Here is a 12,899-nt window from a genome sequence, read left to right as displayed (position 1 = left end):
CCTCCGACCCCGCGTGACACCGGGTTCGGCGCAGGTGGCCGGCCTCCGAGGCGCCGGTACTCCGAGCCCGCCGCGCGCGGCCGGCGTCCGTATGATGACGTGTCCGCACCATCCCGACTCGACAACCAGAGGTTCCTCCGCGTGGCCAACATCAAGTCGCAGATCAAGCGCAACCTCACCAACGAGAAGCGGCGGCTGCGCAACAAGGCTGTCAAGTCCGAGCTCAAGACGCACGTGCNCCGGTTCCGCGACGCGGTCGAGGCGGGCGACGCCGAGCGCGCCAGCGAGACCCTGCGGGTCGCCTCCCGCAAGCTGGACAAGGCTGTCAGCAAGGGCGTCATCCACCCGAACCAGGCCNCCAACAAGAAGTCGGCGCTGGCTCGCGCGCACGCGAGCCTGACGGCTGGCTGAAACCGCGCGGCGGAGCCGGGGCGCCAGGGGTGCTCCGGCTTTTCTGCGTGTCCACGTTGCCCGCGGGCCCNCTCGATTCCCTGCCCGTCTGCCTACCGCCCGTCGCGGGTGCGGTGCGGGTGCGGTGCGGGTGCGACCGAAGCGGTCCCCAGCGGATCGGAGCGGTCCTAGCGGGTAGCCGGGTCGCCCGGCGGCTTCTGCGCACCCGCCGGATCGGTGTGCGCCGGCTGGATCAGCCGTTCGAGCACCTCGTGGTACGCGACCATCGCGGCGACGGTCACCGGCAGGACGCCGACCACCCAGGCGCTTGCCAGGTCTCCCAGCGCGACGACCACCGTGACCAGCCCTGTGACGGTCGTGAGCAGCCCGCGCATCCAGCCGGCGGGCAGAACCTGCAGCCCGAACCAGCCTCCCGGCGGCGGCGCATCGGTTTCGTCGGGATCCACGGCGTCGTGCCCCCTGGCCGGCTCTGGCCGGCCACCTGCCCCGCCCGCCGGGGACGACCCCTCCGGCCGCTGCGTCCCGCTCATCGAAGCCCGCCGCGGTGGGCGCGATCCCGGGGGAAGGACCGCGCCACGGCCACCTCACGCAGGAGCTTCTCCAGCGCATAGCCCGCGTCCACGGACGCCCCCTTCACACCGGCATCCGCCGTCGCCGACGCGCGCAGCGCGAGCGCCAGGCCCGGATCGGACCAGGCGCGCGCGGAACGCTGCGCCTTCTCGACCTTCCAGTCGGGCATGCCGAGTGCGCGGGCGAGGTCCCACTTCGTCCCCGGGCCGGCCGAGGACACCCGCGCGAGATCCCGCAGGCCGCCGGCGACGGCGCTGGAGATCAGCACGGCCGCGGTCCCCCCTTCGATGGCCTGGCGCAGCAGCGTCAGCGCCTGCGGCAGGTCACCCCCGATGATCGCGTCGGCGACGGCGAACCCGGTGGCCTCGGCGCGCCCCCGATGGAACCGGGCCACCGCGGCCTCGTCCAGCATGCCGCCCTCGGTGTCGGCGACGAGCTGGTCACACACCGCGGCGAGCTCACGCAGATCGCCACCGACGGCATCGAGCAGGGCCCGCACGGCACCGTCGCTGATCCGCCCACCGAGGCGANGGACCTCGGCGACCACGAAGTCGTGCCGTTCCCGGGGCTTGGTGATCTTCGCGGCGGGCACGACACGGGCNCCCGCCGCCTTCATGGCGTCGGCCAGCTTGCGGTTCTTCACCGCACCGCTGTGCACGAGCACGAGCACGACGTCGTCGAGGGGATGGCTGATGTAGGCCAGCAGCGCGTCGCGCAGCTCCTCCCCGAGGTCCTGGACCCCCCGGACGACGACCGCCCGGCCACCGCCGAACATCGACGTGGCACCGAGGTCCACCATGTCCGCCTCGCTGAACTCGGCGGCTGCCCGGTCCACGATCTCCACTTCGGGATCTCGGGCGCGGGCCGCGTCGAGGACCTCGCGGACGGCTCGCCCCACGAGCAGGTCCTCGTCGCCGGAGACGAGAACGAGCGGGGGTGCTGGAGAAGCTGGCACGCGGGTGAGCATGTCACGATCCCTCCCCCGACCGGCGGCGCACCACCGAGACCGGGTTGCGGGCCGGCGCGCCGGGCCGGTCCGGCCGATCCGTCCCAGGCTCGGGGCAACGCTGACCGGGCTGACCGGCCCCGGGCGGCGCCGCGGGTGCGACCACCGCCAGCGCCCCGTCGCGATCGGTCCGGGCGACGGCCATCCCGGCCCGGTTCAGCGCGCGCAGCGTCGATGCCGCCGGATGACCGTAGTCGTTGCCCGTCCCGACGCTGATCAGCGCGAAGCGGGCCCCGCTCGCCGCGAGGAATCCAGGGTCCTGGTTGGCGGACCCGTGGTGCGGAACCTTGAGGACGTCCGCCCGTAGCCCGGCCCGGTCCTGCGGACGGCCGAGCGACAGCCGTTGGGCGGTTGCCTCCACATCCCCCGTGAGCAGGATGGTCGCGGCGCCGACCCGGGCGGAGAGCACCAGGCTGTCGTTGTTGGGATCGCTGTCCGTGCCGTGCAGGATGATCCGGGGCGCCAGCACCGTCCAGCAGACCGCGCCCGCCCGGCCCCAGGCACCCGCGCCGATGGTGCGCAGCGGCACGCGCGCCCGGTCCGCCCATCGACGGACCGAACGCCACTGACCCGCCGGTTCCCGCAACGGGCCGACCAGCACCTCCCCCACCGGCAGCCGGCCGAGCACGCCGGGGAGCCCGTCGACGTGATCCGCGTGNAGATGGCTCAGGACGATCACGGGCAGGCGGCGCACGCCGAGCTCGTTGAGGCAGCGGGCAAGCAGGTCCGGATCCGGTCCCGCGTCGACCAGCACCGCACTGCCGGGCCCGGCCGACAGCACCAGCGCGTCCCCCTGCCCGACGTCNCAGGCCACCAGCCGCCAGCCGGCGGGCGGCCAGGAGGCGAACCGCTCGACGACGGCGCAGCGCGCCAGGAGCAGGCCGACGACGGCTGCGGTGGCCACCCGGCGCCCCCACCGCCGGCGCAGCACCGCCACCGCGACGAGGGCGGCGAGCGCCGCCGCGCCGGCGCCCAGCACCCCTGCGGGCCAGCCAACCGTGGCCGCCGGAAGGTGGGCGCAGCGGCGCGCGACCGTCACCAACCACCAGCAGGGCAGGTCCGCAAGGTGCGCCAGCATCCGGGCCAGCGGGGGCGACACGGCGGCGACGACCAGGACCAGGACGCCCAGCATGGTCGCCGCGGGCACCGCTGCTACGGCGAGGACATTCGCGCCGATCGCGACCAGGCTCAGGCCCCCGCCGATCCACGCCAGCAGCGGCATGCAGGCAAGCTGAGCGGCCGCCGCCACCGCGAGCACCTCAGCGAGCCGGTCGGGCAGCCACCGCGCGAGGGCGGCGTGCCAGCCCGCCGCGAAAACGATCATTCCAGCGGTGGCCTGGACGGACAGGGCAAAGCCGACGGAGACCGCGAGGGTGGGCTGCGCGAGGACGAGCACGGTGACGCTCGCGGCCAGGGCCGGCAGGACCGCGCGAGGTCGGCCGGCAGCGAGTGCTGCCAGCCCGATGAGCCCCATCACGGCGGCGCGCAGGACGCTGGCGGAGGGTCGGGCGAGGACGACAAACCCGACCAGTGCGGCCGCGCCGCCCGCCGCCCGCCCGCGCAGACCACGCCGCGCCCGCGCCGCCACGACCAGGGCGGACGCGGTCACGACGGCGACATTGCCGCCGGAGACGGCGGTCAGGTGCGACATCCCGGCGCTGCGGAAGTCGGCGCGCAGGTCCTCGTCGAGTCCGGAGACGTCCCCGACGACGAGCGCCGGCAGCAGGCCGCGCCGCGGTTCGGGCAGGCCGGCGGAGGCATCGCGCAGGCCGGCCCGCAGTCGCCCGGCGAAGCGCTGCAACGCGTCGGGATCGCCCCTCAGACGCGGCGCTCCGGTGGCCAGCACGACCGCGGCGACGGTGTCGCCCGCTCGGGGAACGGCGAACCGGCCCACGACCTCCAGATGTTGGCTGGGCAGCAGATCACCCCAGCCGGCGCCCCGCCCGAGCAGGATGGCCGAGGCACGCAGCCGCACCACGACGGGCCCGGCGATGACGCGCTCCAACCGGACGGCCACGACGAACGTGGTGGGGGTAGCCGTCGGCGGACCGACTCCGGGCGCGGCCGGGGCGGCCGGCCGCGGATCGTCCGTGACCACGGCCTGGGCGGTCATCGGTACCCCCTGCCGCACCAGGTCGGCGAGCGGGCCTCGGTCACCGGGACGCGTCGCCAACCCGCCTGCGAGGACTCCGGCGGCGAGGAACACCACGGCTGTCAGAACCACCCTGGCAGCCGTGGGCAGGATGCCATCCTGATCGCCGTCGCCGTCGGCATCGCCGTCGCCGATCGGCGTCGGCGCCGCGATGCGCCCGCTGCCGGTATGGCGCCGGCGGCGGGCCCGGGTCAGCAGGCCCGCCGGCACCGTCAGGACTGCCGCGGCGGCGAGGACGAGTGCGGCGTCCGGCAACGACCAGTGGACCGCGACCGCCGCGCCGCCCCAGGCCGCCAGCGCGGGCGTGACCAGCCGGGCATCGGCCGGCGCAGCCGCGGGCGACGGCCGCTGAGGCAGCGCGAGGCCGGTCTCCATGCCCACGGCGACCATCGCCGCGTCACACCTTCACCAGCGGCAGCAGGTCCGCCAGTCGCTTGTCGCCGAGGCCGGTGACCTCCCCAAGCTGTTCCGGGGAGCGGAAGGGCCCATGCTCGGTGCGCCACTGGACGATGCGCCCGGCAAGCACCGGACCGACCCCGGGCAGGCCGTCGAGCTGCTCGGAGCTGGCGCTGTTGAGATCGATCGGGCCGTTCTGTGTGCCACCGCCACCGCCACCGCCACCACCGCCACCGGCGGCGGGGGACGCGCCCGCGACGGACGCCGGCGCGGCCACGGCGGGCGGCGGCCCGGGGCGGCCATCGACGAGGATCTGCTCACCATCGACCAGCACCCGGGCCAGACCGATACCCGTCGTGTCGGTGCCGGCAAGCACTCCCCCGACCCGGTCGATCGCGTCGACCACCCGAGAACCGGCAGGCAGCCGGACAACACCGGGCCGCGTCACCCGGCCGGCAACGTCGACCACCACCTCACCGGCGGCGCCGGCGAGGGCCGGGGTGGCCGCCACACCCACGGCCGCACCCGCCGCTGGGGTCCGGCCGGCGTCCGTCCTGGCAGCGTCGACGAAACCGCCGTCCGCGGCTGCACTCGACGCGACGACCACCGCCGAGGGCCGGCCGACCGGCGCGGCGACCGACACCGGCCGGTGCTGCCAGGCGAACCAGGTCGCCAGGAGCGCGGCGACGAGCGCGACCAGGGCCAGGACCAGCGTCGCGCTCGCGGCCGGCGCCGTCACCACACCGCGAAGGCTGGCCGGGAACCGCCGCGCCAGTCGCTCTCGAACCGCCCGCCAGCCACCTTCCGGTAGCGCAGCGCTCCCCGTCCAACCGGCCGCGTCGTCCACGACCGGCGCCGCAGAAGGACGGGCGGCCGACCGGTCCGGGGCGCGCAACGAGCCGTCGTGTCCCGTCTCCGGACGGGCGTCCAGGTCCGTCTCGCCGGCGATGACGCCACCATCGGTGCCACCCGAGCTGGGTCTCCCGTCGGCATCGCCGTCGTGGCGGTCAACCCGGCCTGGGACGGCGGCGTCGGCGATGGCGTCGAGCCACTCCTCGTCATCGGCGAAGACGCCCTCGCGCACCCCACCGGGTGGATGCGGTTCGCCGGCGGACACCGGTGGGGGCGGATCGGGCGGGAAGGGCTCGGGGAACCGAGCCGCGAGAAGGGGGGATGGGGACGGGCACCCGGGACCGGGGGTGATTGTGACCATGACCGGACCGTAGATCGATCTGCGGTCCATGCGCCGGGCCAGATGGCGATCTGTGGACAACGGCGGGTTATCCACAGATCGGCCCGGGGCTCTGGGCGGACGACCGAGATCTCGTTACGGTCGTCACAGATCAGCAGGCAGCGCCCGGAATACGTCTCCCGCCGGGACGTTGACCCGAGCTGTAAGTTGCGCCTGCAACGACCTGGCGGCGGAACCTGCCGACCGGTCAAGCACGCCACACCACTCCGTCGCCGGGCAACCGACATGTCCGGCGGCTCCCTCTGGAGGACGCGATGACCACGACCACCGCCCTGACCGACCTGACCGGCACCTGGACGATCGACCCCGCCCACTCGCGGATCGGCTTCGCCGCGCGGCACGCCATGGTCACGACCGTGCGGGGGCAGTTCACCGCCATCGAGGGCACCCTGAACCTGGACGGTGCCGAGCCGACGGCGTCCACCGCCACCGTGACGATCCAGACCGGCTCCTTTGACACCGGCGTGCCGGACCGCGACGGCCATGTGAAGTCGGCCGACCTGCTCGACATCGCGACCTACCCGACGATCACCTTCGTCAGCACCGGCGCGGTCGCCGGCAAGGGCGACGACGAGTACGTGCTCACCGGCGATCTGACGATCCGCGGCGTCACCCACCCGGTCGACCTCGACATCGCCTTCGAGGGCAGCTCCAAGGACCCGTTCGGCAACGTCCGGGCCGGCTTCACCGGCACCACGACCCTCAACCGCAAGGACTTCGGCCTGACCTTCAACGCGGTGTTGGAGACCGGCGGCGTCCTCATCAGCGACAAGGTCAAGGTCGAGCTGGACATCTCCGCGATCAAGGCGTCCTGACGGCCCACCTGGGAGCGGCGCATTGCCACTGTGGCCTGCGGAGGTGACACTTCTGTTCCTCCACCGGGCCCAGCGGTAGGGTCCACGCGACGCCGACATTCTGGGAGCATCACGGGAGGTGCGCCGATGCACGTGACCGTCAACTTCGACCGTTGCGCCAGCAGCGGCACGTGTGTCCAGCTCGTTCCGGACGTCTTCGAGATTCGGGACGACGGCTACCTCTATCTGCTGATCGAGGAGCCGGACGACGCGCGGTGGGACGACCTTCAGGAGGCAGCCGACTCCTGCCCGACGGAGGCGATCAGCATCAGCGACGGCTGACGGGCCCGNCGGACCGCGGGGCGGTCGAGGGGCCGCCGAGCGGTGCGGTCGGGCCAACACCGGGTAGGAACTCGGTACGGATCCGCACGGGTGGTGCGGGTCGGTACAGGAGGTGCCTCGATGGCGACGATCTACCGGCACCAGCGACACCGGCAGACGCCCAGCGCCGTATGGCCGGCGCTACTCGTCGTCGGTCTGGCTGTCACGGTGCTGGGACTTCTGCTGATCCTCAATCCGTTCGCGACGGCCGGCACCCTGGCCGTGCTTGCCGGGGTGTCTCTGGTCCTGTCCGGGATCGGCGAGACGCTGGCCGCCGCCAGGGCCGAGAACTCCGCGGGCACCGCCTTCTTCGGGATCCTGCTCACCCTCGGCGGCGTCGTCGTCCTCCTGTGGCCGGGAGTGACGTTGCGGGTGCTGGCGTTGCTCGTCGGCGCCATCCTGATCATCACCGGCGTCGCGCGGGCGCTGGTGACCCGGGCGTTGCAGTCGCCCGAGGCCGGTGCCCGCAGCACGGTGCCCAGCTACGCGGTGGCGGCTGTCAGCGTGGTGCTGGGTGTGCTCGCCCTCGCCTGGCCGGACGCGACGATCGTGGCGCTTGCGGTGATCTTCGGGATTCAGCTCGTCGTCACCGGAGTCACCGAGATCGCGCTGGGGCTGGCGTTGCGGCCGCGCACGCCGGCCTGACGTGGGTCTGGCGGGTTGCTACCGACGGTCCGGCCGGCGCCGGCCGGACCGTCGGTAGACGGGCCACCACTCGCGGGTTGCCGGCCCGCTCAGGCGTTGCCGGGCCCGCTCAGGCGAGGAGGCGGTCGCGCCAGCGGCGGATCGACTCCTCGCCGGCGCCGTGAGCCCGGACCCAGCCGGCCACCCCGCCGGGATGAGCGTCGGTCGTGGCGATGACCGCCTCCGCGGCGGCGAGCGACGTCTTGACCAGCTCGCGGCCCCGCTTCGGGTCGCTCACGCCGGGCAGCAGGGCGTGCCCCTTGAGCCGCCTGACCACGCCGCGCATGTTCTGCTCGGTGGCCGCGTAGTCGGCGAGGACGTTCTCCTCGACGACGCCGGCGAGGCGCAACAGCACGGCGATCGTGACACCGGTGCGGTCCTTCCCGGCGGCGCAGTGCACGAGCACCGGGCCCGGCGCCTCCCCCACGACATCGACGATCGCGGCGAGTTGGGGCGCGGCGTGCTCGACCATCGCCACGTAGAGCGCCTGCAGGCCGCCCTCCATCGCCCCCGAGGTGGCGGTGTGGCGGCCGGGCGCCGCCTCGTCGCCGAGCAGCGGGAACACCCTGATCTCGGCGCCGAGAGCGGCGAGCGGGTGCGGATCGGGCCCGCGCTCGACGGCCGAACNCAGGTCGATCACCGTGCGCGGCGGCCAGGTCATCGACTCCGGCGGCGGGCGGTCCCCGACCTTGGGCATCTCGCTGCGGTAGAGCACGCCAGGGCGGGTGCGACGGCCGTCTGCGGTCGTCATGCCTCCGACGTCGCGGAGGTTGACCAGCCCGGCGACGTCCGCCGGCGCCGGCGCCTCGAGCGGCGGGGCGGAACCGGCGCCCGCCGCGTCGGTCGGATCGGTGAGGGACGTCATCGGGTTCTCCTCCGGCCGTGCGTGCCTGGTCATGGTCATGGCCGGTCGGCGCCGGTCGGGCTGGACCGCCGCCGGCCCGAGTCGCATCGGACCCAGACGGCGGGCCCGTCCGCCCGTGACGCCGCCGCCGGCGGCATCCCCCATCCTCGCGGATTTCCGCCGGATGAACCTGCAATCACATGATGCGTCCGTCCACTCACCGTTCGCCGCGGGCGGTGACGTCGCCGGTCACCGCGTCGGCCGGATCGAGTTCGAACAGCGACAGGTCCACGGCGGCCCCCGCCGGGCGCGCCTCGGCCGATCCCGCTCGGCTGCTCGCGGCACCGCTGCCGGTGGCCAGGTCCACAGCCGCCACCGTGGGACCGCCCGCCAGCTCCACTGCCTCCGCCACCGCCGGATCGAGGTCGACCGGGTCGGTCAGCCGGGGATCCTTGTTGCGGACGTTGCCCACCGCCGCGCCCACCGGATGGGCGGCGAGCACCCCGACCGGCGCCGGACGCAGCAACGGGGCGAGCGCGGCAGGGTCGGCCGCCGGATCGATCCACCGGTCCCAGGCCGCCGCGGGCAGGATCACCGGCGAGCGGTCATGCAGGAACGCCAGGCCCTCGGCCGCCCCGGTGGTCAGGATCGTGAAGGTCACCAGCGGCGTCTCCCCCTTGCGCCACACCTCGTAGAGGCCGGCGAAGGCGAAGATCCCCCCACTCTCCGGATGACCCGCCGGGTAGATGTAGAACGGCTGCCCGCGCCGGGATCCGCCGCCCGGATGGAACCACTCGTAGAAGCCGGTGGCGGGCACGAGGCAGCGCCGGGCCGCGAAGGCCGCGCGGAACGCCGGCTTGGTCGCCACCGTCTCCGCCCTGGCATTGATCATCTTGGTGCCGATCGCGCGGTCCTTGGCCCAGGACGGCACCAACCCCCAGGTGGCCAGCCGCAGGACCCGGCCGGCCGGCGCCCGTCCCGACCGATCGTCACCCGACGGGGCCCCCGAGTCGCCGCCGGCCGCGCCACCCGGTCCGCCGCCGGCCGCGGGCGGCTCCGCAACGACGATCGGCATCGTCGACGTGGGGGCAACGTTGTAGCTCTCCCTGACCCCACCGCCGGTCTCGTCGCGGGCAGACATGGCGGCGACCAGATCGTCGGCCTTCAACTTCTGCGTGTAACGACCGCACATGCCGACCAGTGTGGCAGCCGGGTCCGACATTTCCTGGCAGCGCCCAGCACCCCATGATCCCCAGTGCCCCTGATCCCCAGCGCCCCTGATCCCCAGCGCCGGTGACGCCGACGCCCGCCGACGCCGTCACGCCCGGCGGGGTCCTGGCGCTCAGCCGAACAGCAGACCGCCCCCGCCGGCGAGACACGCGAGCCCCGTCAGGCCGAACAGGCCCACCCAGAAGCCCGGTGGAAGCCCGGTCAGCCGGGCGAGCTGATCCGGATCCGAATCCCTCCCCCGGCGACGCCGCCGTTGCCGCTGCACCTCGACCACCGGCCGCAGCGCCCCGAACAGCAGGAAGCAGGCGACGTAGGCGGCGAACCCGGCGCGCGCGGTGGGCGGCGCGAACCAGGAGACCGCCAGGATCGCCGCGGTGCTGACCAGCAGCGACATCACCCCGAAGCCGTTTCGGATCACGACGAGCATCGCGAGCAGCATCGCCACGCAGAGCTGGAGCACCAGGCTCGTGCGGCCGGTGGCCAGCAGGGCGGCGGCGCCGAGTCCGATCAGCGAGGGCGTGGGATAGCCGGCGGCGACCGTGGCGATCACGCCGGGGCCCGTCGGTCGCCCGGAGGAGACGGTGACCCCGGAGGTGTCCGAGTGCAGGCGGACGCCTGCCAGGCGACGGCCACTCGCGACCGCGGCCAGGGCGTGCCCGCCCTCGTGCGCAATCGTGATGACGTGTCGGGCGACGGGCCACAGCCGATCGCTGAGTACCGTCACGGCCGCGAGGACCGCGGCGACNACGAACACCCACTGCGGCGGCGCCGCCTGCGCCTCGATGCTGCGCCGCAGGATCTCCATCCGGCCGCTCCCTCCCAGATACGTGCGCGTCGCCCGATGCGTCGCCACCTCTTCCGATACGTGGCCGTTGGCCCCACACCGGCCGACGGCGCCCGTTCGGACATCATCGATCCTCGGGCCGGGGGAGCGCGAAGGTGCCGGCGGGGGTCCTCGAAAGGGCGAGCGCTCCCCTGTCAGGCGCCCCCGTGGTCGGGGGGCGGCGGTAGGGTCGGGAACGCGTTTGGGTGCCTGGGGGAGACCGCGAGGACAAGCTGAGGAGTGGCCCGTCGTGGCGGAATACGTCTACCGGCCGGTTATCACTGTGGCGAGGGGGCTGTTCGGCGCGCTGCGCCTGCGGCTCGACATGCGGGGTGCGGAGAACATTCCCGCCTCCGGTGGCGGCATAGTCCTGATCAATCACGTCTCCTATCTCGACTTCGCGCTCGCCGGCCTACCGTTCTGGACCGCCCGGCGGCGGCTCGTCCGTTTCATGGCCAAGAAGGAGGTCTTCGACCACCGGATCTCCGGTCCGCTGATGCGCGGGATGCACCACATCCCGGTCGACCGGCAGGCCGGGGCCGCGTCGCTGCGGGACGCGCTGAAGGCGCTGCGCGCCGGCGAGTTCGTCGGGGTCTTCCCCGAGGCGACGATCAGCCCGAGTTTCTGCCTGGCCTCGTTCAAGTCCGGTGCGGCCCGGATGGCGGCGCACACGAACGTCCCNGTGATCCCGGTGATCCTCTGGGGCAGCCAGCGGGTCCTCACGAAGGGGCATCCGTTCACGCTGCGGGACGCGATCGGCACCCCGATCTCCATCACGGTGGGCCGCCCGGTCCCCCCGGCCGAGCTCACCGACCGCCGGACTGGGACGGACGTCCTGCACAAGGTGATGACGGAGCTGCTCGACGAGGCGCAGCGAAGCTATCCGCGCCCCGCGCCCGGCGAGCCCGACTGGTGGGTGCCCGCGCACCTTGGCGGGTCGGCCCCGTGGCCGCCCACCGAGCCGGACGACCCGGAGGCGTGAGCGGCCCACAGCCCCGGACCGGCGCCTGGCCCTGACCCGCGCAGGCATACCGACCCTGGGCAGGCTTGCCAACCCTGGGCAGGCGACACGGCCCGCAGCCTTGACCGGCCGCGGCCTGCGTCGNAGCGGATCATCCGGGGCCGGCAGCTCCTCGTCAGCTTTCTTGACCACCGGCACGTGCCTCCGGAAATCTCGAGCCGAGGAATTCGGGCTCCGCACCGCCGAGCGGGCGACGGCGGGGTGCGATGGCGATCGAGGTGTTCCAGACCGGCGATGACAAGATGTTCGTCGACGCGCCACCCAAGGTCGATCCNCACATCCGGCTGGAGCCCGCATCGACCTGCGAAGCCTCTCCCGCCGACCCCGGCCGCCCGCCCGGTAATCCGCATCGATCCCGCCATTCAGACCGGGCGGGATGGGAGCNCCGGCGGCTGGTAACACCGGCTGAGGCGGTAACGCCGGCTGAGGTTCCTGCATCCGGTGACGGGGATATTCTTCCTTCCTTGCTCAGGGCGCGGCCCTGCTCCTGGCCGATCAGCGGGTGCGTTATGCCGACATCACCGTCGTCCCCCGGACCTACCTCCATCGGGGGTTTCAGCCCGCGACCCTGTTCGCCGCCCTCGACGGCGGCCGGCACGCGGGCGAGGACGAAACGGGCATCCAGCTCCGTCGGCTCGCCGGAGTGCCGGACGCCCGCGCCGGCGAGCCGCGCGTCGCGGCGGAGCGCACCATGGAACTCGCGCTGACTCTCGGCCACGAAACCGTCATCGAGATCGAGATCGAGATCGGGATCGAGATCGGGATCGAGATCGGGATCGAGATCGGGATCGAGATCGGGATCGGGATCGAGATCGGGATCGGGATCGGGATCGGCGCCGGGCGTACCTGTCCGCCTGCAGGTGCTCGGCCTGATCGGGCGCACCTGGTCGCGCCGATCCGGTCGGCCGTCGACACGTCGTTCCCGCCGAAGCCGGGGCGGACGATCCTGCGCGCCGAACTCGCCGAACTCGCCCTGGCCTGGAATGCGGCGAGGCGGAACGAGGCGCGTCGCCACGCCCCCGACGGCACTATCGGGGCCCTGGTACGCCCGGTTCCGCTTTCCCCGCGTTTACCGTGAAGGCACCTGGGTACCCGACCGGGCGGATCATGATGCGGAAGAGGGACGTCAGGCGGAGGTTTTCCCGTGCTCACCGTAGGCTGGATTTTACTGGTGATCTGCGCCGTCGCCGTCCTCGCCAGCGTCATGCTCCTCGGGCAGCGTGACAGCCGACGGGCAGGGCTGCAGCGGCGATTCGGTCCCGAGTACGACCGCGTGCTCGCCGAGCACGCGGACCGGCGATCGGCGGAACGCCAGCTCCGGCAGATCGCCGACCG

The 12,899-nt window shown here is 73.7% G+C and carries 11 protein-coding genes and 10 pseudogenes; 8 read left to right on the top strand and 13 right to left on the bottom strand.

Annotated features, from left to right (window positions below):
* Window positions 1-141: 141 nt before the first annotated feature.
* The 3 genes and pseudogenes from rpsT (FF86_RS44315) to FF86_RS62095 all read left to right on the top strand — a co-directional run.
* Window positions 142-238 (top strand): annotated as a pseudogene (rpsT, locus tag FF86_RS44315) (30S ribosomal protein S20); the annotation flags it as partial.
* Window position 239: 1 nt separating this feature from the next.
* A pseudogene (gene rpsT, locus FF86_RS44310) lies at window positions 240-357 on the top strand (30S ribosomal protein S20); the annotation flags it as partial.
* Between the two features lies 1 nt (window position 358).
* Window positions 359-411 (top strand): hypothetical protein (locus tag FF86_RS62095; RefSeq protein ID WP_255355747.1); only part of this gene is annotated, 53 nt, incomplete at its 5' end.
* 167 nt (window positions 412-578) lie between these two features.
* On the opposite strand, the gene FF86_RS09300 is transcribed toward FF86_RS62095, so the two are convergent.
* From FF86_RS09300 to FF86_RS31755, 8 genes and pseudogenes are all read right to left on the bottom strand, one after another.
* The gene (locus FF86_RS09300) at window positions 579-857 is read right to left on the bottom strand and encodes a hypothetical protein (RefSeq protein ID WP_236706243.1); all 279 of its coding nucleotides are present in this window, start codon (window positions 855-857) and stop codon (window positions 579-581) included.
* An 80-nt stretch (window positions 858-937) separates the two neighbouring features.
* Window positions 938-1,511 (bottom strand): annotated as a pseudogene (gene holA, locus FF86_RS44305) (DNA polymerase III subunit delta); the annotation flags it as partial.
* A 1-nt stretch (window position 1,512) separates the two neighbouring features.
* Window positions 1,513-1,582 (bottom strand): annotated as a pseudogene (locus tag FF86_RS44300) (hypothetical protein); the annotation flags it as partial.
* A 1-nt stretch (window position 1,583) separates the two neighbouring features.
* A partial coding sequence (locus FF86_RS44295; protein ID WP_396229822.1) for a DNA polymerase III subunit delta occupies window positions 1,584-1,948 on the bottom strand: 365 nt, incomplete at its 3' end.
* A gap of 1 nt (window position 1,949) precedes the next feature.
* Window positions 1,950-2,645, bottom strand: a pseudogene (locus tag FF86_RS44290) (ComEC/Rec2 family competence protein); the annotation flags it as partial.
* Window position 2,646: 1 nt separating this feature from the next.
* Window positions 2,647-2,741, bottom strand: a 95-nt coding sequence (locus FF86_RS44285; RefSeq protein ID WP_242418449.1) for a hypothetical protein, incomplete at its 3' end; no start/stop codon positions are given.
* A 52-nt stretch (window positions 2,742-2,793) separates the two neighbouring features.
* On the bottom strand, window positions 2,794-4,100 hold a 1,307-nt coding region (locus tag FF86_RS44280; RefSeq protein ID WP_242418448.1), incomplete at its 3' end, for a ComEC/Rec2 family competence protein.
* A 436-nt stretch (window positions 4,101-4,536) separates the two neighbouring features.
* A complete protein-coding gene (locus FF86_RS31755) occupies window positions 4,537-5,652 on the bottom strand; it encodes a ComEA family DNA-binding protein (RefSeq protein ID WP_095212089.1) in 1,116 nt (371 codons plus the stop codon).
* A gap of 389 nt (window positions 5,653-6,041) precedes the next feature.
* Between FF86_RS31755 and FF86_RS09280 the strand changes: the two genes are divergently transcribed.
* The 3 genes from FF86_RS09280 (at window position 6,042) to FF86_RS09270 (ending at window position 7,607) form a co-directional block, all read left to right on the top strand.
* Window positions 6,042-6,602: a YceI family protein gene (locus tag FF86_RS09280; protein WP_044882991.1), complete on the top strand. Its 561-nt coding sequence runs from the start codon at window positions 6,042-6,044 to the stop codon at window positions 6,600-6,602.
* Window positions 6,603-6,728: 126 nt separating this feature from the next.
* Window positions 6,729-6,923, top strand: coding sequence for a ferredoxin (locus FF86_RS09275; RefSeq protein WP_044882990.1), 195 nt, complete (start codon window positions 6,729-6,731; stop codon window positions 6,921-6,923).
* A 120-nt stretch (window positions 6,924-7,043) separates the two neighbouring features.
* Window positions 7,044-7,607, top strand: a complete 564-nt coding sequence (locus FF86_RS09270; RefSeq protein WP_044882989.1) for an HdeD family acid-resistance protein — start codon at window positions 7,044-7,046, stop codon at window positions 7,605-7,607.
* Between the two features lie 109 nt (window positions 7,608-7,716).
* Here FF86_RS09270 and FF86_RS09265 read toward each other — a convergent pair.
* From FF86_RS09265 to FF86_RS09255, 4 genes and pseudogenes are all read right to left on the bottom strand, one after another.
* Window positions 7,717-8,273: pseudogene (locus FF86_RS09265) on the bottom strand (tyrosine-protein phosphatase); the annotation flags it as partial.
* Window position 8,274: 1 nt separating this feature from the next.
* A partial coding sequence (locus FF86_RS44275; protein WP_242418437.1) for a tyrosine-protein phosphatase occupies window positions 8,275-8,511 on the bottom strand: 237 nt, incomplete at its 3' end.
* Window positions 8,512-8,707: 196 nt separating this feature from the next.
* The gene (locus FF86_RS09260) at window positions 8,708-9,712 is read right to left on the bottom strand and encodes an SOS response-associated peptidase (protein ID WP_052680875.1); all 1,005 of its coding nucleotides are present in this window, start codon (window positions 9,710-9,712) and stop codon (window positions 8,708-8,710) included.
* A gap of 120 nt (window positions 9,713-9,832) precedes the next feature.
* Window positions 9,833-10,465 (bottom strand): annotated as a pseudogene (locus tag FF86_RS09255) (M50 family metallopeptidase); the annotation flags it as partial.
* 328 nt (window positions 10,466-10,793) lie between these two features.
* Between FF86_RS09255 and FF86_RS44270 the strand changes: the two are divergent.
* Window positions 10,794-11,224, top strand: a pseudogene (locus FF86_RS44270) (lysophospholipid acyltransferase family protein); the annotation flags it as partial.
* A gap of 1 nt (window position 11,225) precedes the next feature.
* A pseudogene (locus FF86_RS44265) lies at window positions 11,226-11,525 on the top strand (1-acyl-sn-glycerol-3-phosphate acyltransferase); the annotation flags it as partial.
* A 424-nt stretch (window positions 11,526-11,949) separates the two neighbouring features.
* Here the strand turns inward: FF86_RS44265 and FF86_RS35650 are convergent.
* Window positions 11,950-12,579: pseudogene (locus FF86_RS35650) on the bottom strand (hypothetical protein); the annotation flags it as partial.
* Window positions 12,580-12,899 lie beyond the last annotated feature (320 nt).

Source organism: Frankia sp. CpI1-P (genome assembly GCF_001421075.1).
GTDB classification, from domain to species: Bacteria; Actinomycetota; Actinomycetes; order Frankiales; family Frankiaceae; genus Frankia; species Frankia torreyi.
This window is presented reverse-complemented; position numbering and strand designations above follow the sequence as displayed.

What these genes read in the sequence shown, in the direction of transcription:
- FF86_RS09275 (WP_044882990.1), top strand. Translation starts at nt 6,729, where the DNA reads ATGCACGTGACCGTCAACTTCGACCGTTGCGCCAGCAGCGGCACGTGT.
- FF86_RS09270 (WP_044882989.1), top strand. Translation starts at nt 7,044, where the DNA reads ATGGCGACGATCTACCGGCACCAGCGACACCGGCAGACGCCCAGCGCC.
- FF86_RS09280 (WP_044882991.1), top strand. Translation starts at nt 6,042, where the DNA reads ATGACCACGACCACCGCCCTGACCGACCTGACCGGCACCTGGACGATC.
- FF86_RS09260 (WP_052680875.1), bottom strand. Translation starts at nt 9,712, where the DNA reads ATGTCGGACCCGGCTGCCACACTGGTCGGCATGTGCGGTCGTTACACG.